Origin of the sequence: Mycobacterium simiae (assembly GCF_010727605.1) — a bacterium.
Taxonomy (GTDB): domain Bacteria; phylum Actinomycetota; class Actinomycetes; order Mycobacteriales; family Mycobacteriaceae; genus Mycobacterium; species Mycobacterium simiae.
Genome location: NZ_AP022568.1, coordinates 4,432,801 through 4,451,406 on the forward strand (window position 1 = coordinate 4,432,801; position 18,606 = coordinate 4,451,406).

Below are 18,606 nucleotides of genomic sequence, written 5' to 3' on the forward strand. Positions count from 1 at the left end.
CGTTGCGTCAACGCGCACCGCTCGGTGCGCGGGCCGTCGGGCCGCAGCTGAGGATCCGGTACCGTCGCGACGATGACCGCAACGGGGCGTGAATTCGACATCGTGCTGTACGGGGCGACCGGTTTCGTCGGAAAACTCACCGCTGAATACCTCGCCCGCGCCGGCGCCGGCGCGCGAATTGCCTTGGCCGGCCGGTCGGCGGAGCGGTTGGAAGGGGTGCGCGACAGCCTCGGGTCGGGCGCGCAGTCCTGGTCCGTGCTGACCGCCGACGCGTCGTCGCCGTCCACGCTGCACGAGATGGCCGCCCGCACCCACGTCGTCGTCACAACGGTCGGGCCCTATGCGCGGTACGGGATGCCGCTGGTGGCCGCGTGCGCTGCGGCAGGCACTCACTACGCGGACCTGACTGGCGAGGCGAATTTTATCCGCGAGGCGATCGACCTCTACCACAAACAAGCCGCCGACACCGGTGCCCGGATAGTGCACTGCTGCGGATTCGACTCGGTGCCCTCCGACATGACGGTTTATGCCCTGTACCGCACGGCCCGCGACGACGGCACGGGTGAACTCGGCGACACCCACTTCGTGATGCGCTCGTTGTTCGGCGGGTTGTCGGGCGGGACGGTGGCCTCACTGGTGGGGGTACTGCGGGCGGCGTCCGGCGACCCGGAGCTACGCCGCCGCCTCACCGATCCCTACACGCTGAGCACGGATCGCAGTGCAGAACCCGAGCTCGGGCGCCAGCCCGACCTGCCCTGGCGGCGTGGTCGGTACATCGCGCCGGAGCTCGAAGGGGTCTGGACGGCCGGCTTCTTGATGGCCCCGATCAACACCCGAATTGTGCGGCGCAGCAACGGATTGCTCGACTGGTCCTATGGCCGGCGGTTCCGATACAGCGAACACATGAGTGTCGGCTCGTCGCCGCTGGCTCCGGTGGCAGCAGCCCTCATGGCGGGTGTCGGTAACGCGTCGTTCGAGCTGGGCAGCCGTTACTCCCGGCTGCTGCCCCTGCCGCTGGTGGAGCGCATCCTGCCCAAATCCGGCACCGGCCCGAGTTCGCGTGTGCGAGAGCGTGGTTACTACCGGTTGGAGACCTACACCACCACGACCAGCGGGGCGCGTTACGTGGCCAGGATGGAACAACGGGGCGACCCGGGCTATCAGGCGACCTCGGTGCTGCTCGGGGAGTGCGGCTTGGCCCTCGCGCTCGATCGCGACAAACTCCCGGACCTGCACGGTGTGCTGACGCCCGCGGCCGCAATGGGTGAGGTGTTGCTGACCAGGCTTCCGGCCGCCGGTGTGTCGCTGCGGACCGAACGGCTGGATTAAGTCACTGCCGCAATAGCTTTCGCTCGAACTGGTCCCGATGATTCCGGCGGCGCCGAAGGGGTATGCCGTCTCGGACCGACATCGGTGAGAATGACGAGAGGAAGCCATGTCAGACACGCTGACTCCAGGGCAAAAGCTGGAGCGTGGACAGTCGCTCGCCTCGAACAACGGCGCCTACACCCTTACCCTGCAAGACGACGGGAACCTGGTGCTGGCCGCGCGGGGTGAAGCGTTGTGGGCGAGCGCGACCAATGGCCAGGAGGTGGCGCGTGCCGAACTCCAGTCGGACGGCAACTTCGTGCTGTACACGCCGGACAAGCCGGTCTGGCACACCGACACGCAGGGCAAGGCGGACGCCCGGCTGGTGCTTCAGGACGACGGCAACCTGGTGCTCTACGCGGCCGACGGCCCGGCGTGGGCGACGAACACCCAAACCGACGGCCCGCCGCCTCCGGCACCCGCCCCGGAACCGGGGGCCAGCGGCGTGGCTCCCGTCACTGAAGCATCCGTCGGCGAATCGGTCCCCGAGGCCGCGCCGGAACCGGTTGGGGAGACCCCCGGGGCGCGTCCGCCGGGCACCTACACCGTCGTGTCCGGCGACACCATGTGGGCGATCGCGGAGCGTTTCTACGGTGATGGCAGCAAGTATCGCGTGATCGCCGACGCCAGCGGGGTCGCCGATCCCGACCTGATTCACCCTGGCCAGGTGCTGACCATTCCCTGAGCGGCGCCGGCCAAGCCCAGAGTGACCGAGCCCACGCGGGATCGGGCGCTTACACACGGCCAGGCGAGGCTTCCTAGAATTGACCGGTGACCGCCAGCCCCAACCCCGCCGCCGAGCTGCCCAAGTCGTGGGATCCCGGCGCGATGGAAACGACGATCTATCAACGGTGGGTGGACGCGGGCTACTTCAAAGCGGACCCGACGAGCTCCAAACCGGGCTACTCGATCGTGCTGCCACCACCGAACGTCACCGGCAGCCTGCACATGGGCCACGCACTGGAACACACCATGATGGACGCCCTGACCCGCCGCAGGCGCATGCAGGGTTATGAGGTGTTGTGGCAGCCCGGCACGGATCACGCCGGCATCGCGACCCAGAGCGTGGTGGAAAAGCAGCTCGCCGTCGACGGCAAGACCAAAGAGGATTTCGGCCGCGAGCTGTTCATCGAGAAGGTCTGGGATTGGAAGCGGGAATCCGGCGGCGCGATCGGCGGCCAGATGCGGCGCCTGGGCGACGGCGTCGACTGGGACCGCGACCGATTCACCATGGATGAGGGCTTGTCCCGCGCGGTGCGAACCATCTTCAAGCGGCTCTACGACGCCGGGCTGATCTATCGGGCCGAACGCCTGGTGAACTGGTCGCCGGTGCTGGAAACGGCAATCTCTGACCTCGAGGTCAATTACCTCGACGTCGAAGGCGAACTGGTGTCGTTCCGGTACGGGTCGCTGGACGACTCGCAACCGCACATCGTCGTCGCCACCACCCGGGTCGAAACGATGTTGGGGGACACGGCGATTGCGGTGCATCCCAATGATGAACGTTACCGGCATCTGGTGGGCACCACCCTGCCGCACCCGTTCCTCGACCGGCACCTCATCGTCGTCGCCGACGAACACGTCGACCCCGAATTCGGCACCGGCGCCGTCAAAGTCACGCCCGCCCACGACCCGAACGACTTCGAGATCGGGTTGCGCCACGAGCTGCCGATGATCTCGATCCTCGACACCAAGGGCCGGATCGTGGACACCGGAACGCAATTCGACGGCATGGATCGCTTCGAGGCCCGCGTCGCGGTGCGTGAGGCGCTGGCGGCGCAGGGCCGGGTTGTCGAGGAGAAACGGCCATACCTGCACAGTGTCGGGCACTCCGAGCGCAGCGGTGAACCGATCGAGCCGCGGCTGTCGCTGCAGTGGTGGGTTCGGGTGGAATCGCTCGCCAAGGCTGCTGGTGACGCGGTTCGCAACGGCGACACCGTGATTCATCCGGCGAGCCTCGAGCCACGCTGGTTCGCCTGGGTGGACGACATGCACGACTGGTGCATTTCGCGGCAGTTGTGGTGGGGCCACCGTATCCCGATCTGGTACGGGCCCAACGGCGAACAGAAGTGCTTCGGCCCCGACGAGACACCGCCGGAGGGCTGGGAGCAAGACCCCGACGTGCTGGACACCTGGTTCTCCTCGGCGCTGTGGCCGTTTTCCACCCTTGGTTGGCCGTCGCGGACTGCCGAACTGGAAAAGTTCTACCCGACAAGCGTTTTGGTGACCGGATACGACATCCTGTTCTTCTGGGTGGCGCGCATGATGATGTTCGGCACCTTCGTCGGCGGTGACGACGCGATTACCCTCGACGGGGCTCGCAAGCCGCAGGTTCCGTTCACCGACGTTTTCCTGCATGGATTGATTCGCGACGAGTTCGGCCGCAAGATGAGCAAGTCCAAGGGCAACGTCATCGACCCGCTGGACTGGGTGGAGCTGTTCGGGGCCGACGCATTGCGGTTCACTCTGGCCCGCGGCGCCAGCCCCGGTGGCGACCTGTCCGTCGGCGAGGATCACGTTCGGGCCTCGCGCAACTTCTGCACCAAGTTGTTCAACGCGACCCGCTTCGCGTTGCTCAATGGTGCGGCGGTGGTCCCGTTGCCGACAGTGGCCGAGCTGACCGATGCCGACCGGTGGATTTTGGGGCGGTTGGAAGAGGTTCGCGCCGAGGTTGATTCGGCGTTCGACGGCTACGAGTTCAGCCGGGCCTGCGAGGCGCTCTACCACTTCGCCTGGGACGAATTCTGCGACTGGTACGTGGAGCTGGCCAAGACGCAGCTGGCCGACGGACTCACCGGAACCACTGCGGTACTGGCCGCGACGCTGGACACGTTGCTTCGGTTACTGCATCCGGTGATCCCGTTCATCACCGAGGCGCTGTGGCAGGCGTTGACCTCCGAAGAGTCGCTGGTCATCACCGAGTGGCCGCAGTCGTCCGGAATAGAATTGGATCCCGTTGCCAATCAACGGATTACCGATATGCAGCGGTTGGTGACCGAAATCCGCAGATTCCGTAGCGACCAGGGCCTTGCCGACCGGCAGAAGGTGCCGGCCCGGCTGGCCGGTGTCGAAGAGTGCGACCTGAACACTCAGGTCGCCGCGGTGACCTCGCTGGCTTGGCTCACCGAGCCGGGACCCGAGTTCGGCGCCTCGGTGTCATTGGAGGTTCGGCTCAGCGGCGGCACCGTCGTCGTCGAACTCGACACCTCGGGCACCATCGACGTCGCCGCCGAGCGGCGCCGGCTGGAGAAGGACCTGGCCGTGGCGCAAAAGGAATTGGCTTCTACCGCAGCAAAGTTGGGCAACGAGGAGTTCTTGGCCAAGGCACCGCAGAACGTCGTCACCAAGATTCGTGATCGACAGCGGTTGGCCCAGGAGGAAACCGAGCGCATCAACGCCAGGCTGGCCGGGCTGCAATGACCGACTCGCCGGACTGGCTCGACCATCCTGGGGGAGCCGCCAGTGCGGCCCCGACGCCGGACGAGATCGCGTCCCTGCTGCAGGTCGAGCATGTGCTCGATCAGCGTTGGCCGGAAACGAAAATCGAACCGAGCCTGACCCGCATCAGCGCCCTGATGGACTTACTCGGCTCACCCCAGCTGGGTTATCCGTCGATACACGTCGCGGGCACTAACGGCAAAACCTCGGTGGTGCGGATGATCGATGCGCTGCTGACCGCACTGCACCGGCGTACCGGACGCACCACCAGTCCACATCTGCAGTCGGCCGTGGAACGCATCGCAATCGACGGAAAGCCGATCAGCCCAGCGCAATACGTGGCCACCTACCGCGAGATCGAACCGTTCGTGCAGATGATCGACGCGCAGTCGCAAGCCGCCGGTGGTCCGGCGATGAGCAAGTTCGAGGTCCTGGTCGCGATGGCGTTCGCGGCGTTCGCCGACGCGCCGGTCGAGGTCGCCGTGGTCGAGGTGGGCATGGGCGGTCGTTGGGATGCCACTAACGTGATCAACGCGCCGGTCGCGGTCATCACCCCAATCGGTGTCGACCATGTCGACTATCTCGGCACGGACATCGCCGGGATAGCCGGCGAGAAAGCCGGCATCATCACCACGGCCCCCGACGGCGCCCCCGACACCGTCGCGGTGATCGCCCGGCAGGCGCCCGAAGCCATGGAAGTACTTCTAGCGCAGACTGTTCAGTCCGATGCGGCGGTGGCCCGGGAGGACTCCGAGTTCGCGGTGATGGGCCGTCAGGTTGCGATCGGCGGGCAGGTGCTGCAGTTGCAGGGCCTCGGTGGGGTGTACTCCGACATCTACCTGCCGCTGCACGGCGAGCATCAGGCGCACAATGCCGCGGTCGCGCTGGCGGCGGTCGAGGCGTTCTTCGGTGCCGGAGCGCAGCGCCAGCTCGATGTCGAGGCGGTGCGCGCCGGTTTCGCGGCCGTCACCAGCCCCGGACGCCTTGAGCGGATGCGCAGTGCCCCAACGGTTTTTATTGACGCTGCACACAACCCGGCCGGTGCGACCGCGCTGGCGGAGACGCTGAACAGTGAATTCGACTTCCGCTACCTCGTCGGGGTCCTTAGCGTGATGGCCGACAAGGACGTCGACGGCATCCTCGCGGCCCTGGAACCGGCCTTTCATTCGGTCGTGGTGACCCACAACGGGTCACCACGAGCGTTGGACGTCGAGTCGCTGGCGCTGGCCGCCGAGCAACGGTTCGGACCTGACCGCGTGCTGACCGCCGCAAACCTGCGGGACGCCATCGACGTGGCCACCGCGCTAGTCGACGACGCGGCCTCGGAAGGGTTGGACGGCTCGGATGGTAATGGCGGTGAGTTCTCCGGTACCGGAATGGTGATCACCGGATCGGTCGTCACCGCCGGGGCCGCGCGCACGTTGTTTGGTCGTGATCCGCAGTGACCGATAGCGGCCAGCCCCCGCCCGCTGCCGACCCCTGGAAAGGTTTCCGCGGGGTCATGGCCGCGACGCTGATCCTGGAGGCCGTCGTGGTGCTGCTGGCGATACCGGTGGTCGGCGAGGTCGGCGGCGGCCTCAACGGCGCCTCACTGGGTTATCTGATCGGGCTGGCCGCGCTGTTGATCCTGCTGTGCGGGGTGCAGGGCAGGCCCTGGGCGATTTGGGTCAACCTCGGCGTTCAGGGCATCGTCGTGGCCGGATTCGCGGTCTATCCCGGGGTCGGCTTCATCGGCGTGCTGTTCGGCGGATTATGGCTGCTGATTGTGTACTTCCGCGCCGAGGTCCGGCGCCGCCAGCAGCACGAGTAACCGCTGTCAGGCTCAGTTTCGATTCATTCTGTACGCTGTCCGCCGTGACGGAACGGACCTTGGTACTGATCAAGCCCGACGGCGTCGAGCGCCGCCTGATCGGGGAGATCATCAGCCGAATCGAGCGCAAGGGACTCACGATCGCGGGGCTCGAGCTGCGCCATGTCAGCACGGAGCTGGCCAGCCAGCACTACGCCGAGCACGACGGCAAACCATTTTTCGGGTCGCTGCTCGACTTCATCACGTCGGGACCGGTCGTCGCGGCAATCGTGGAGGGGCCGCGGGCGATCGCGGCGTTTCGGCAGCTCGCGGGGGGTACCGACCCGGTGGAGAAGGCCGTACCCGGCACTATTCGGGGCGATTTCGGTCTGGAAACACAATTCAATCTGGTGCACGGATCAGACTCGATCGACTCAGCAAAGCGCGAAATCGCGCTATGGTTTCCCGGCGCTTAGCGCCCCGTCCGCGAGCGCAAAGTCGGGGTTCGGGGTCACGGTCGTAGGGACCGCCCGGGTGATGTGGGATACTGACGGAGGGTGAACGTCGCCGGACTGGCGTCAGACACTCGAATGAAGACTTAGACAAGCGCGACCATTGCCAGCTCGCGATGATGCGCCGCATGTCGGGCCGACATTCAGCACGGCGCCGAGTTGGTTCTTACCGAGTCACTCGGGGCGAGACGATCACAAGCTCGGGAGAAAGTGACCCGAGCACATAGCGAAGCCCTCGCGTGGCCGCGTCGATACGACGCGCCCGGGGGCTTGAGGAGAATACGTGATAGACGGTGACCAGACTTCGGACCAAACAACTGAGCCGGCCCAGGAAGACTTGCCGGACCGCCTGAGAGTCCACTCGCTGGCACGAGCGCTGGGAACCACCAGCAAGCGGGTTCTAGATGCGCTGGCCGCGCTGGATGGACGCATCCGCAGCGCGCATTCCGGCGTCGACTACGAAGACGCGATCCGGGTGCGTGACCTGCTGTCGCCCCGGCCGCCGGAGAATTTTGTCGCGTTCAGCAGCGCCGCGGTGACCACGTTCGGGGCACCACCGTCTCGGCCGGTATCGGAGACCCCCACCGAACACGCCGCCTACATGCCGCTGTTCGTCGCGCCTCGGCCGGTCGCCGCGGACGACGACAATACCGCCGACGACGGTGTCGACACCGACGACGCCGACGACGACGACGACGAGGACCAGGGCGACCGGCCCGCCAACCGACGCCGTCGGCGGGGCCGGCGAGGGCGGGGCCGCGGTCGCGGTGAACAGGGCGGCTCCGACGGGCCGGATGACGACATCGACTCCGAGCAGCGCGGAGCGAAACCCGGCGACATGGACGACTCGGATGATTCCGACGACGACCAGGATTCGGACGACTCCGACGATGGCGACGAAAGCTCGGCCGACGGTGGCAGCCGGCGCCGGCGCCGGCGCCGCCGCCGCAAGTCGGGTTCCAGCGACGACAACGAAGACGGACCCTCGCCCGACGATCCGCCGAACACCGTCGTGCACGAGCGGACACCACGCGGCAAGGGTTCCAACGACAACGGCAACGGTTCGAGCAACGCCGAGATCAAGGGCATCGACGGATCGACTCGGCTGGAGGCCAAGCGGCAGCGGCGCCGCGACGGGCGTGACGCCGGGCGGCGCCGCCCGCCGGTGCTGACCGAGGCCGAGTTTTTGGCCCGCCGCGAGGCGGTCGAACGGGTGATGGTGGTCCGCGACCGGGTCCGCACCGAGCCGCCGCATCCCGGCGCCCGCTACACACAGATCGCCGTGCTCGAAGACGGCATCGTCGTCGAGCACTTCGTCACCTCGGCGGCTTCGGCGTCGCTGGTCGGCAACATCTACCTGGGCATCGTGCAGAACGTGCTGCCGTCGATGGAGGCGGCCTTCGTCGACATCGGCCGCGGCCGCAATGGCGTGCTGTACGCCGGTGAGGTCAACTGGGAAGCAGCCGGTCTGGGCGGAGCGGACCGCAAGATCGAACAGGCGCTCAAGCCCGGCGACTACGTCGTCGTCCAGGTCAGCAAGGACCCCGTCGGGCACAAGGGTGCCCGGCTGACCACCCAGGTGTCGCTGGCCGGGCGCTACCTGGTCTACGTGCCGGGCGCGTCGTCCACCGGGATCAGCCGCAAGTTGCCCGACACCGAACGCCAGCGCCTGAAGGAAATCCTGCGCGAGGTGGTCCCCGCGGACGCCGGGGTGATCATCCGGACCGCCTCCGAGGGTGTCAAAGAAGAGGACATCCGCTCCGACGTCACCCGGCTGCAGCAGCGTTGGGAACAGATCGAAGCCAAGGCAACCGAGACCAAGGAGAAGGCCGCCGGCGCGGCCGTGGCGCTCTACGAAGAGCCCGACGTGTTGGTCAAGGTCATCCGCGACTTGTTCAACGAGGACTTCGCGGGGCTGATCGTGTCCGGCGACGAGGCGTGGAACACGATCAACGAGTACGTGAACTCCGTTGCCCCCGACTTGATTTCCAAGTTGACCAAATACGAGCCGCCCACCGGTGTCGAGGGTCAGCCCGGGCCGGACGTGTTCGCCGTACACCGCATCGACGAGCAATTGGCCAAGGCGATGGAACGCAAGGTGTGGCTGCCTTCGGGCGGCACGCTGGTCATCGATCGCACCGAGGCTATGACGGTGGTCGACGTCAACACCGGCAAGTTCACCGGCTCCGGCGGCAACCTCGAACAGACGGTCACCAAGAACAACCTCGAGGCGGCCGAGGAGATCGTGCGCCAACTGCGGCTGCGCGACATCGGCGGCATCGTCGTCATCGACTTCATCGACATGGTGCTCGAGTCCAACCGCGACCTCGTGCTGCGCCGGCTCACCGAGGCGCTGGCCCGGGACCGCACCCGCCACCAGGTGTCCGAGGTGACCTCGCTGGGCCTGGTGCAGTTGACCCGCAAACGGTTGGGCACCGGCCTGATCGAGGCGTTTTCGACGACCTGCCCGAACTGCGGCGGCCGCGGAATTTTGCTGCATGGCGACCCGGTCGACTCGGCCCCAGCAGCCGGGCGTAAGTCCGACTCCGGCGGCCGGCGAGGCAAGCGGTCGAAGAAGACCCGCTCTGAGGACCAGCCGGTGGCCAAGGTGCCGGTGCATGCTCCGGGTGAGCACCCGATGTTCAAGGCGATGGCGGCCGGAGCCACGGGCGCCCGCGACAACGGCGACGGTGAAGGCGACGAGACCGATGCGGTGGTCGCCACCGAGGTCGACGAGAAGACCACGGCGCAAGGCCCCGCCGACCTCGACGACATCGATCAGGACGAGTACGAGGACACCGATCAGGACACCGACGACGTCGACGATGAGGACTCGGCTGACGACGACGCCGAGGACCTCGACGACGAGGACCTCGACGATGACGATGACGATGACGATGACGAGGACCTGGACGACGAGGATCTCGACGACGACGATGAGGACCTCGACGACCTCGACGAGGACTCCGACGATGAGGACTCCGACGACGAGAACGGCTCGACGAACGGTTCCGGTGGTGGACTGGGACGCCATCGCCGGCGGCGCGCCGCCGGTCGACCGGCCGGACCGCCAATCCATGCCGATTGATCCGCACGGCCGCGAGACTGTAATCAGCGACGCATTTCGCGAGTAGACCCGTCGCGGAATACAGTTTCGCGGCAATAATGGGGGGACCGGTGGGCCGGTTTGACCCTGTAGGTGCTGGTCACGTACCCTTGGACAGTTGTCGTCAAGCCCTTCGGCTGTCGACAGCGGGACTGCCGGGCAATCGGCGCAGACCCGCACCCAAGACCCACCACGCGCATCGCAGTGAGCACGCGCGCGGAAGACGTGAGGAAGAGGCAGGAGCAACGATGGCGACCTACGCAATCGTCAAGACCGGCGGCAAACAGTACAAGGTTGCCGTCGGCGACGTGGTCAAGGTCGAGAAGCTCGACTCCGAGCCCGGCGCCAAGGTGTCGCTGCCGGTCGCGCTGGTTGTCGACGGTGCGACCGTCACCTCCGATGCGCAGTCGCTGGCCAAGGTCGCGGTGACCGGCGAGGTGCTCGAGCACACCAAGGGCCCGAAGGTCCGCATCCACAAGTTCAAGAACAAGACCGGCTACCACAAGCGCCAGGGCCACCGTCAGCAACTGACGGTCCTGAAGGTCACCGGAATCAAGTAGCGAGAGCGAGAAGACATGGCACACAAGAAGGGCGCTTCCAGCTCGCGTAACGGTCGCGACTCCGCCGCCCAGCGGCTCGGCGTCAAGCGGTTCGGCGGCCAGGTCGTCAAGGCCGGTGAGATCATCGTTCGCCAGCGCGGCACCAAGTTCCACCCCGGCACCAACGTCGGCCGTGGCGGTGACGACACCCTGTTCGCGACGGCCGCCGGTGCGGTCGAGTTCGGTATCCGGCGCGGCCGCAAGACCGTCAACATCGTCGCGGCCGGGCAGACTACCGACTGAGGTCGCTGCGCCCGTGCATGCGGGTAGCTGAGAGGACCCCCGATGCCGCGGTTCGTCGATCGAGTTGTCATCCACGCGCGGGCGGGTTCCGGCGGTAACGGCTGCGCTTCGGTCCATCGCGAGAAGTTCAAGCCGCTCGGCGGGCCCGACGGCGGCAACGGCGGCCGCGGCGGCAGCATCGTCTTCGTCGTCGACCCCGCCGTGCACACCCTGCTGGACTTTCATTTCCGTCCGCACGTCACCGCGCCGGCCGGCAAGCAGGGGATGGGCAACAATCGCGACGGCGCGGCCGGGGCGGACCTGGAAGTCAAGGTGCCCGACGGCACCGTCGTTCTGGATGAAAACGGCCGGCTGCTTGCCGATTTGGTGGGCGCCGGTACCCGCTTCCAGGCCGCCGCCGGCGGTCGGGGCGGCCTGGGCAACGCAGCGCTGGCGTCGCGCGCCCGCAAGGCACCCGGCTTCGCGCTGCTGGGTGAGCCGGGTCAGGAACGCGACCTCACTCTCGAGCTGAAGACGGTCGCCGATGCCGGACTGGTCGGGTTCCCCTCCGCTGGGAAGTCGTCGCTGGTCTCGGTGATCTCGGCGGCCAAACCCAAGGTCGCCGACTATCCGTTCACCACCCTGGTGCCCAACCTCGGCGTCGTTTCGGCGGGCGAGCATTCATTCACCGTGGCCGACGTGCCCGGACTGATTCCGGGCGCCTCCGAAGGCCGCGGCCTCGGCCTGGATTTCCTGCGCCACATCGAGCGGTGTGCGGTGCTGGTGCATGTGGTCGACTGCGCCACCGCCGAGCCGGGTCGCGACCCGATCTCTGACATCGACGCACTGGAGGCCGAACTTGGCGCCTACACCCCGACGCTGCAAGGTGATGCGGCGCTGACCGACCTGGCCGAGCGTCCACGCGCAGTCGTGTTGAACAAGATTGACGTGCCCGAAGCTCGCGAGCTTGCCGAGTTCGTTCGCGACGACATCGCCGCGCGGGGTTGGCCGGTGTTCCTGGTGTCGACCGCAACCCGGGAAGGCTTGCAGCCGTTGGTGTTTGGGCTGTGGAAGATGATTTCGGACTACAACGCCGCACGGCCGGCCCCGATAGCCCGTCGCCCGGTGATCCGCCCGGTGCCGGTCGACGACAGCGGTTTCACCGTGGCCCCGGACGGCGAGGGCGGCTTCGTCGTCACTGGGGCCCGTCCCGAACGCTGGATCGGCCAGACCAATTTCGACAACGACGAAGCGGTGGGCTATCTCGCCGACCGCCTGGCCCGACTCGGCGTCGAGGAGGAATTACTGCGACTGGGCGCCCGGCCCGGCTGCGCGGTGACTATCGGCGACATGACCTTTGACTGGGAGCCGCAGACCCCCGCCGGCCAGCAGGTCGCACTGTCCGGCCGGGGCACCGACGCACGGCTGGAACGCACCGAGCGCACCGGCGCCGCCGAACGCAAGGCGGCTCGACGCCGGCGGCGCGAACACGGTGACGACTCGTGAGCGCCGGCGACGATGCAGAGCGTAGCGATGAGGAGGAGCGGCGCAGCATGACCGCGCACCGCGAGGCCATCCGCACCGCTCGGCGCGTCGTTGTCAAGATCGGGACCAACGCCCTGACCACACCGTCGGGAGTCTTCGACGCGGGCCGGCTGGCCGAATTGGCCGACGCGATCGAGGCGCGGATGAAGGCCGGCACCGACGTTGTCATCGTCTCCTCCGGTGCCATTGCCGCCGGCATCGAGCCGCTCGGGTTATCCCGCCGCCCAAGGGATTTGGCAACCAAACAAGCCGCAGCCAGCGTGGGACAGGTGGCGCTGGTGAATGCCTGGAGCGCCGCCTTTTCCCGGTATGGGCGCACGGTCGGACAGGTCTTGCTCACCGCCCACGACATCTCGATGCGGGCCCAGCACACCAACGCCCAACGCACCCTGGACCGCTTGCGGGCGTTGCGCGCGGTGGCGATCGTCAACGAGAACGACACGGTGGCCACCAACGAGATCCGGTTCGGCGACAACGACCGCTTGTCGGCGCTGGTGGCCCATTTGGTCGGTGCCGATGCGCTGGTGCTGCTGTCCGACATCGACGGCCTCTATGACACCGACCCGCGAAAATCCAAGGCCGCGCGGTTCATCCCGGAGGTGGCGGCCGCGTCGGATCTCGAGGGCGTGGTGGCCGGACCGGGCAGCGCGCTGGGCACCGGAGGCATGGCCTCGAAGATGTCCTCGGCCCTGCTGGCCGCCGACGCGGGTGTGCCGGTGCTGTTGGCCGCGGCCTCGGACGCCGCGACCGCACTCACCGATGCGTCGTCGGGTACCGTCTTCGCCGCCCGTCCGGCGCGGATGTCGGCCCGTCGGTTCTGGGTTCGCTATGCCGCCGAGGCCACCGGCTCGCTCGTCTTGGATGCGGGCGCGGTGCGCGCGGTGGTGCAGCAGCGACGGTCTCTGCTGGCCGCGGGCATCACCGCGGTGTCGGGCCGGTTCTACGCCGGCGATGTGGTCGAGTTGTGCGGCCCCGACGCGGCGACGGTGGCTCGCGGCGTCGTCGCCTACGACGCCGCCGAACTCGAGACGATGATCGGTCGGTCGACGACGGAACTGGCCGGTGAGCTGCGCCGGCCCGCGGTGCACGCCGACGATCTGGTTGCTATCTGAAGTCAGTGCGGGGTCTCGAGATACAAAGTAGCCCAGATGATTTCGGCTAGCGTGGCGGCCAGTTCAGCATCATAGGAATCGGCCGCGGCCGGTAGGTTTTGTTGGCAGGCCCGCTCCACCATCCAGGTCAGCGTGCTGGCGGTGGTCTCCGCGCGCAGTTCAGGGCGGATCGAGCCGTCGGCCTGGCCGTCTTCGATCACCCGGGTCATCCGCCCGGCGACCGCGGTCAGGAGATTGCCGTACGTCGCGCCGACCACCGGGTCGTAGGCGGCCATCTCGTTCAGCGCGACCAGCACCGGCTGGTGACGGCGGTAGCTGGCCACCAGAGCCGTCATCGCCGCGCGCAGGTCATCGGGGTCACGGCGGCGCGCCACTCGCCACCACCGATCCGCGCTTTCGGCGAGGTCGGCGAACACCTGACCGGCGAGCCGGCGCAGCAGATGACCCTTGTCCTCGAAATAGATATAGAAGCTGGCCCGCGAGATGCCGGCCTCGGTTGCGAGCCGGTCCACGCTCAGCTCGGTGTAACTGGCGCCGCCGCGCATCAGCCGCTCGGTGGCGTCGAGCAGCCGGCGCTCCATCCCTTCACGTCGCTGCTGGCGCGTGTTCTCGCGCCTGGGCGGCGGCTTACGGGTGACCGACGGCATTCGCCGAGCATAACCGCCGTGTCAACGTATTGACTAGACATGTTGTCTAGGCATAGTGTTCGACACGAATTCCCGAGTGGACGGAGGGCCAACGATGGCTGTGCTGACCGGGCGGTCTGACCGTCCCCGCACCTACGACCCGATCGATCTGTCCTCGCGCGAGTTCTGGTCGACGACTGCCGCCGATCGCGAGCGCTCGTTTGCCGTGTTGCGCGCCGAACGGCCGGTGAGCTGGCATCCGCCGGTCGAAGACTCCCTGATGCCCGATCCCGACGACCCCGGCTACTGGGCGGTCACCCGGCGCGCCGACATCGTCACCGTCAGCCGCAATAGCGACGTGTTCCTGTCCGGTAAGGGCGTGATGTTCGAGAGCATCCCGGTGGAGTTGCTCGAGGCATCGCAGTCCTTCCTGGCGATGGACCCGCCGCGGCACACCAAGCTGCGCAAGCTTGCTCACGCCGCATTCACGCCGCGGCAGGTCCGCCGCATCGAGGAATCGATCCAGGCGAACGCGAAGTCGATCGTGGAAGAGCTTCGCGACGCCGGGAGCGGAGCGGATTTCGTCGATCTCTGCGCCAAGGAGCTGCCCATCCGCACGCTGTCGGACATGGTGGGTATCCCGGATTCCGAGCGTGCGCGCATGGCGCATGCCACCGACGCGTTGGTGTCGTGGGCCGATCCCGACTTCCTCAATGGCCGTCCCGCGTTGGAAGTGATCTTCGAACAGCAGATGTACCTGCACCAGGTCGTCGGCACGCTGGCCGCCGAGCGCCGCAAGCATCCGGGCGACGACCTGATCAGCGGCCTGGTACATGCCGAGGTGGACGGTGACCGGCTGACCGATGCCGAGGTGGCAGCTTTCTTCGTGTTGCTGTCGGTGGCCGGCAACGACACCACCCGTCAAACCATGAGCCACACCATGAAAGCCCTCACCGACTTCCCGGACCAACGGGCTTGGCTGCTCACCGATTACGAGAACCGTATCGGCGTGGCCGTCGAGGAATTCGTGCGTTGGGCGTCGCCGGTGATGACGTTCCGTCGAACGGCCGCAACCGATTTCGAACTGGGAGGCCAGAGCATCGCCGCCGGGGAGAAGGTGGTGATGTTCTATCCGTCCGGGAACTGGGACACCGAGGCCTTTGCGCATCCGGAGCGTTTCGACCTGAGCCGCAGCCCTAACCCACACGTCGGCTTCGGCGGTGGCGGACTGCACTTCTGCCTCGGCGCTCACGTGGCGCGCGCGCAGTTGCGGGCATTCTTCGGCGAACTGCTGCATCAGCTTCCCGAGATCCAAGCCGGCGACGCCAGCTACGTGGCGGGCAACTTCGTGCACGCCGTCCGCAGTCTGCCCTGCACGTTCTAGCGCACCGCCAGTGGCCCCAGCTCACCTACCAGTTCGGAGGCGAGCAGTACCAGTAGCTCAGAACACCCGCCGTCGACTTTGACGGTGGCCAACGCGTCGCCGCGGGTGGGGCCGCGGTTGATGATTGCGACCGGGATGCCCAGGGCGGCAGCGTGCCGCACGAAACGGTAACCGGAGAACACCGTCAGCGACGAACCGGCGACTAACAGCGCGTCGGCCCGATCGACCAATGAAAGCGCCTGTGCCACAGTATCCTTAGGCACACTCTCGCCAAAGTAGACGATATCGGGTTTGAGCATCCCAGAGCAGCACGGGCAGTCCAGGTAGCGAAACGACGCGGTGTCGGCGACGACGGCGTCGGCGTCGGGTGCCACCGCCAGCCCGCCGATGGCCTCGGCGCGTTCGATGAATCCGGGGTTGAGTGCCTCGAGCCGTGTCGCCAGCCGGGCACGGCTCATGGCGCGCCCACAGTTCAGGCAGATCACCCGCGCGTAGGTGCCATGCAGATTGATCACGTTCTTGCTGCCGGCCTTGGTGTGCAGCAGGTCGACGTTTTGGGTGATCACACCCGTCACCACTCCGGCATGCTCGAGCGCGGCCAATGCCCGATGTCCCGCGTTCGGCTGCGTCTGGTCCATGTGCCGCCAGCCGAGGTGATTGCGCGCCCAATACCGTTGCCGGAATGCGGCATCCGAGGTGAACTGGCGGATCGTCATCGGGTTGCTCGGCGGCGAATCCGGGCCGCGGTAATCGGGGATGCCGGAGTCGGTGGACATCCCCGCGCCCGTCAGCACTGCGATCCGTCGGCCGGCCAGCAGCGCGACCAGTTCCGGCGATTCGGCTTGAGCGATCACGTACTCGAGGGTACGGACCATGGCCCGATCCACTGGTGGGGTAGTCGACTACTCATCCCCGCGACGCGATGCGCAGACATGCTTACAGTCTCTGCATCGAAAGGCGGGCCGATGTCTGAATCGGAGTCTGCGCGGGTAGAAACCTGCGACCTGTGCATCGTTGGCGCCGGCATTGCCGGGCTGAACGCACTATTTGCCGCGAGCCGATACCTGACCCGCGACCACAAGGTGATCCTCGTCGATCGTCGAGCACGGGTCGGCGGCATGTGGGTCGACGTGTACTCCTATGTGCGCCTACATCAACCACACCCGATGTTCACGGCGGGCAACATCGAGTGGACGCTCGGCCAAGACCGCGCCCACTTGGCGACCAAGCGGGAGGTGCTCGACCATCTCCGGCACTGCATCGACGTGATAGCCGAACGCGTGCAGGTCGACGAGTACTTCGGCTGGGAATTCGAGTCTCAGGAGGAAGTTGGCGGACTCGTGCGGGCCACCTGTCGGGCCGCTGACGGCCGGATGATTGTCGTCGAGGCCCCGCGATTGATCAAAGCTTTCGGGCTGGCAGTCGCTCCCAACGATCCGCTCGATATCTCCAGTAAGCGGGTCCACTCGGTGTCACCGGACTATTGCGACATCCGGACGGGCGACATCAGGGACAGCCGTGCGCCGGTGTGGGTCATCGGCGGCGGGAAAACCGCGATGGACACTGCGCACGCACTGATCACCGCCTACCCCGGTCGCCAGGTCAATCTGGTGGCCGGCCGAGGAACGTTTTTCTCCAACCGCGACCGACTCTTACCGAGTGGCTCCCGGAGGTGGTGGACGGGCACAGTGCCGAGCACTCTCGCCGCGCAGCTGAGTCGCCGATTCGACGGCACGAACGAATCGGAGGTCCAGGACTGGTATCGCGCAACCTACGGCACGTTCTTGACGCCGCAATCCGAGAACTTTGTGTTGGGCGTGTTATCTGAGGCCGAGAACGACACGATCTCCGCGGGGCTCAACGATGTCGTCATGGACTATCTCGAAGATGTGGTGGATTGCAACGGCTCGACGGAGTTGCTGCTCCGAAGCGGTGCGACGAAGGCGATTGAGCCGGGCAGTTGGGTGGTCAACTGCACGGGCTACGTCAAAGCCAACGCTGGACATGTATACGAGCCGTACGTTTCGCCCAGCGGCGCAATCGTTTCCATCAATATCCATTCGGCCGTGCTGCATCTACCGGCGTTCATGGGGTACTTCCTGGGTCATCTGCTGTTCTTGGAAAAGCTTGGCGAGATACCACTGTACGAAGTCGACTGGCTGGGGCTAAGAGACAAGTCGCCGTTGGCATTTCCGTACGTGCTTTTCGCACTCGTCCAGCACAATCTCAGCCTGATCTACGACAACGTCCCCCGACGCGTGTTCGACGAGAACGGTCTCGACTTCGACAAGTGGTACCCGCTCCCGCGCCGGTTGCCGGGTGTGGCACGGTTCCTGCTCACGCATCGTCGCGAGCGCGAGCGCCAGCGCCACGTTCTCGACACAGTGCGGGAGCGATTCGACATCCGTTGCGGACCACTGGGCGAGCAGCGCATCCCCAGCGCCGGTTGAGCATTGCCCCTTTGCCGGACGCGTTTAGTTGCTCCGCTTACGCTTCGGGAGTGCGTCGGGGGTCCCGAAATGCGTGTCGAGAACTGGTATCACGCGGGCGGTAAGGTCGGAGACTGGCGTGGAAGCCAGCGGTTCGATCTGAACGATGTATCGCAAATACGCGATGCCCAACAACTGTGCCATCGCGAGAAGCCGAAATAGTGCCGGATCAGGTCACCGGTTTCAATCGCTACGTAAGCGACCCGATGTACATCGGACTGGTGCTGGCAATTCTGGGGCAGGCGTTGGTCTTTCAGAGTCTGGGGCTGGTGATCTATGCGGTGCTCGTGTGGGTCGCCACCGCGTCTTTCGTCCTTCTGTACGAACAGCCAACCGTGGCAAGGAAATACGGCAACGAGTACGCGGAGTACAAGCTCAACGTGCCGGCCTGGCTGCCGCGGCTGCGGCCCTGGTGA

General features: G+C 66.6%; 17 protein-coding genes. 14 read left to right on the forward strand and 3 right to left on the reverse strand.

The features are described from left to right. Window positions 1-72: 72 nt before the first annotated feature. From G6N33_RS20770 to proB, 11 genes are all read left to right on the forward strand, one after another. Window positions 73-1,329, forward strand: coding sequence for a saccharopine dehydrogenase family protein (locus G6N33_RS20770; protein WP_101528155.1), 1,257 nt, complete (start codon window positions 73-75; stop codon window positions 1,327-1,329). A 106-nt stretch (window positions 1,330-1,435) separates the two neighbouring features. Beyond that, window positions 1,436-2,053, forward strand: a complete 618-nt coding sequence (locus tag G6N33_RS20775) for a LysM peptidoglycan-binding domain-containing protein (protein ID WP_044507088.1) — start codon at window positions 1,436-1,438, stop codon at window positions 2,051-2,053. A gap of 86 nt (window positions 2,054-2,139) precedes the next feature. Continuing rightward, window positions 2,140-4,788 (forward strand): valine--tRNA ligase, encoded by a 2,649-nt coding sequence (locus G6N33_RS20780; protein WP_044507086.1) that lies wholly within the window; start codon window positions 2,140-2,142, stop codon window positions 4,786-4,788. Then, window positions 4,785-6,251, forward strand: a complete 1,467-nt coding sequence (gene folC / locus G6N33_RS20785; protein WP_044507084.1) for a bifunctional tetrahydrofolate synthase/dihydrofolate synthase — start codon at window positions 4,785-4,787, stop codon at window positions 6,249-6,251. The genes G6N33_RS20780 and folC overlap by 4 nt, the downstream gene beginning before the upstream one ends. 56 nt (window positions 6,252-6,307) lie before the next feature. Continuing rightward, window positions 6,308-6,616: a DUF4233 domain-containing protein gene (locus tag G6N33_RS20790; RefSeq protein WP_081662022.1), complete on the forward strand. Its 309-nt coding sequence runs from the start codon at window positions 6,308-6,310 to the stop codon at window positions 6,614-6,616. A 44-nt stretch (window positions 6,617-6,660) separates the two neighbouring features. Then, window positions 6,661-7,071 (forward strand): nucleoside-diphosphate kinase, encoded by a 411-nt coding sequence (gene ndk, locus G6N33_RS20795; protein ID WP_044507082.1) that lies wholly within the window; start codon window positions 6,661-6,663, stop codon window positions 7,069-7,071. Window positions 7,072-7,390: 319 nt separating this feature from the next. Further along, window positions 7,391-10,195: an Rne/Rng family ribonuclease gene (locus tag G6N33_RS20800; protein ID WP_044507081.1), complete on the forward strand. Its 2,805-nt coding sequence runs from the start codon at window positions 7,391-7,393 to the stop codon at window positions 10,193-10,195. A 266-nt stretch (window positions 10,196-10,461) separates the two neighbouring features. Continuing rightward, complete coding sequence (rplU, locus tag G6N33_RS20805) at window positions 10,462-10,773, forward strand: 50S ribosomal protein L21 (protein WP_044507080.1); 312 nt, start codon at window positions 10,462-10,464, stop codon at window positions 10,771-10,773. A 15-nt stretch (window positions 10,774-10,788) separates the two neighbouring features. Next, window positions 10,789-11,055 (forward strand): 50S ribosomal protein L27, encoded by a 267-nt coding sequence (gene rpmA / locus G6N33_RS20810; protein ID WP_044507078.1) that lies wholly within the window; start codon window positions 10,789-10,791, stop codon window positions 11,053-11,055. A 42-nt stretch (window positions 11,056-11,097) separates the two neighbouring features. After that, window positions 11,098-12,540 carry a GTPase ObgE gene (gene obgE, locus G6N33_RS20815; RefSeq protein WP_044507076.1) on the forward strand — a complete coding sequence of 481 codons (1,443 nt, stop codon included), beginning with the start codon at window positions 11,098-11,100 and terminating at the stop codon, window positions 12,538-12,540. A 47-nt stretch (window positions 12,541-12,587) separates the two neighbouring features. Further along, window positions 12,588-13,691, forward strand: a complete 1,104-nt coding sequence (gene proB, locus G6N33_RS20820; RefSeq protein ID WP_044512108.1) for a glutamate 5-kinase — start codon at window positions 12,588-12,590, stop codon at window positions 13,689-13,691. A gap of 2 nt (window positions 13,692-13,693) precedes the next feature. On the opposite strand, the gene G6N33_RS20825 is transcribed toward proB, so the two are convergent. Then, a complete protein-coding gene (locus G6N33_RS20825; RefSeq protein ID WP_044507074.1) occupies window positions 13,694-14,338 on the reverse strand; it encodes a TetR/AcrR family transcriptional regulator in 645 nt (214 codons plus the stop codon). A gap of 94 nt (window positions 14,339-14,432) precedes the next feature. Here G6N33_RS20825 and G6N33_RS20830 point away from each other — a divergent pair, with 94 nt between their 5' ends. Continuing rightward, complete coding sequence (locus G6N33_RS20830) at window positions 14,433-15,701, forward strand: cytochrome P450 (protein WP_044507072.1); 1,269 nt, start codon at window positions 14,433-14,435, stop codon at window positions 15,699-15,701. Here the strand turns inward: G6N33_RS20830 and G6N33_RS20835 are convergent. After that, a complete protein-coding gene (locus G6N33_RS20835) occupies window positions 15,698-16,576 on the reverse strand; it encodes an NAD-dependent protein deacetylase (protein WP_044507071.1) in 879 nt (292 codons plus the stop codon). The two genes, G6N33_RS20830 and G6N33_RS20835, sit on opposite strands and share 4 nt — an antisense overlap. Before the next feature lie 90 nt (window positions 16,577-16,666). Here G6N33_RS20835 and G6N33_RS20840 point away from each other — a divergent pair, with 90 nt between their 5' ends. Next, window positions 16,667-18,151, forward strand: a complete 1,485-nt coding sequence (locus G6N33_RS20840; protein WP_044507069.1) for an FAD-dependent oxidoreductase — start codon at window positions 16,667-16,669, stop codon at window positions 18,149-18,151. A gap of 24 nt (window positions 18,152-18,175) precedes the next feature. On the opposite strand, the gene G6N33_RS27995 is transcribed toward G6N33_RS20840, so the two are convergent. Next, window positions 18,176-18,334: a TetR/AcrR family transcriptional regulator gene (locus G6N33_RS27995; protein ID WP_163771601.1), complete on the reverse strand. Its 159-nt coding sequence runs from the start codon at window positions 18,332-18,334 to the stop codon at window positions 18,176-18,178. A gap of 17 nt (window positions 18,335-18,351) precedes the next feature. Here G6N33_RS27995 and G6N33_RS20850 point away from each other — a divergent pair, with 17 nt between their 5' ends. Continuing rightward, window positions 18,352-18,606 carry a methyltransferase family protein gene (locus G6N33_RS20850; RefSeq protein WP_049918975.1) on the forward strand — a complete coding sequence of 85 codons (255 nt, stop codon included), beginning with the start codon at window positions 18,352-18,354 and terminating at the stop codon, window positions 18,604-18,606.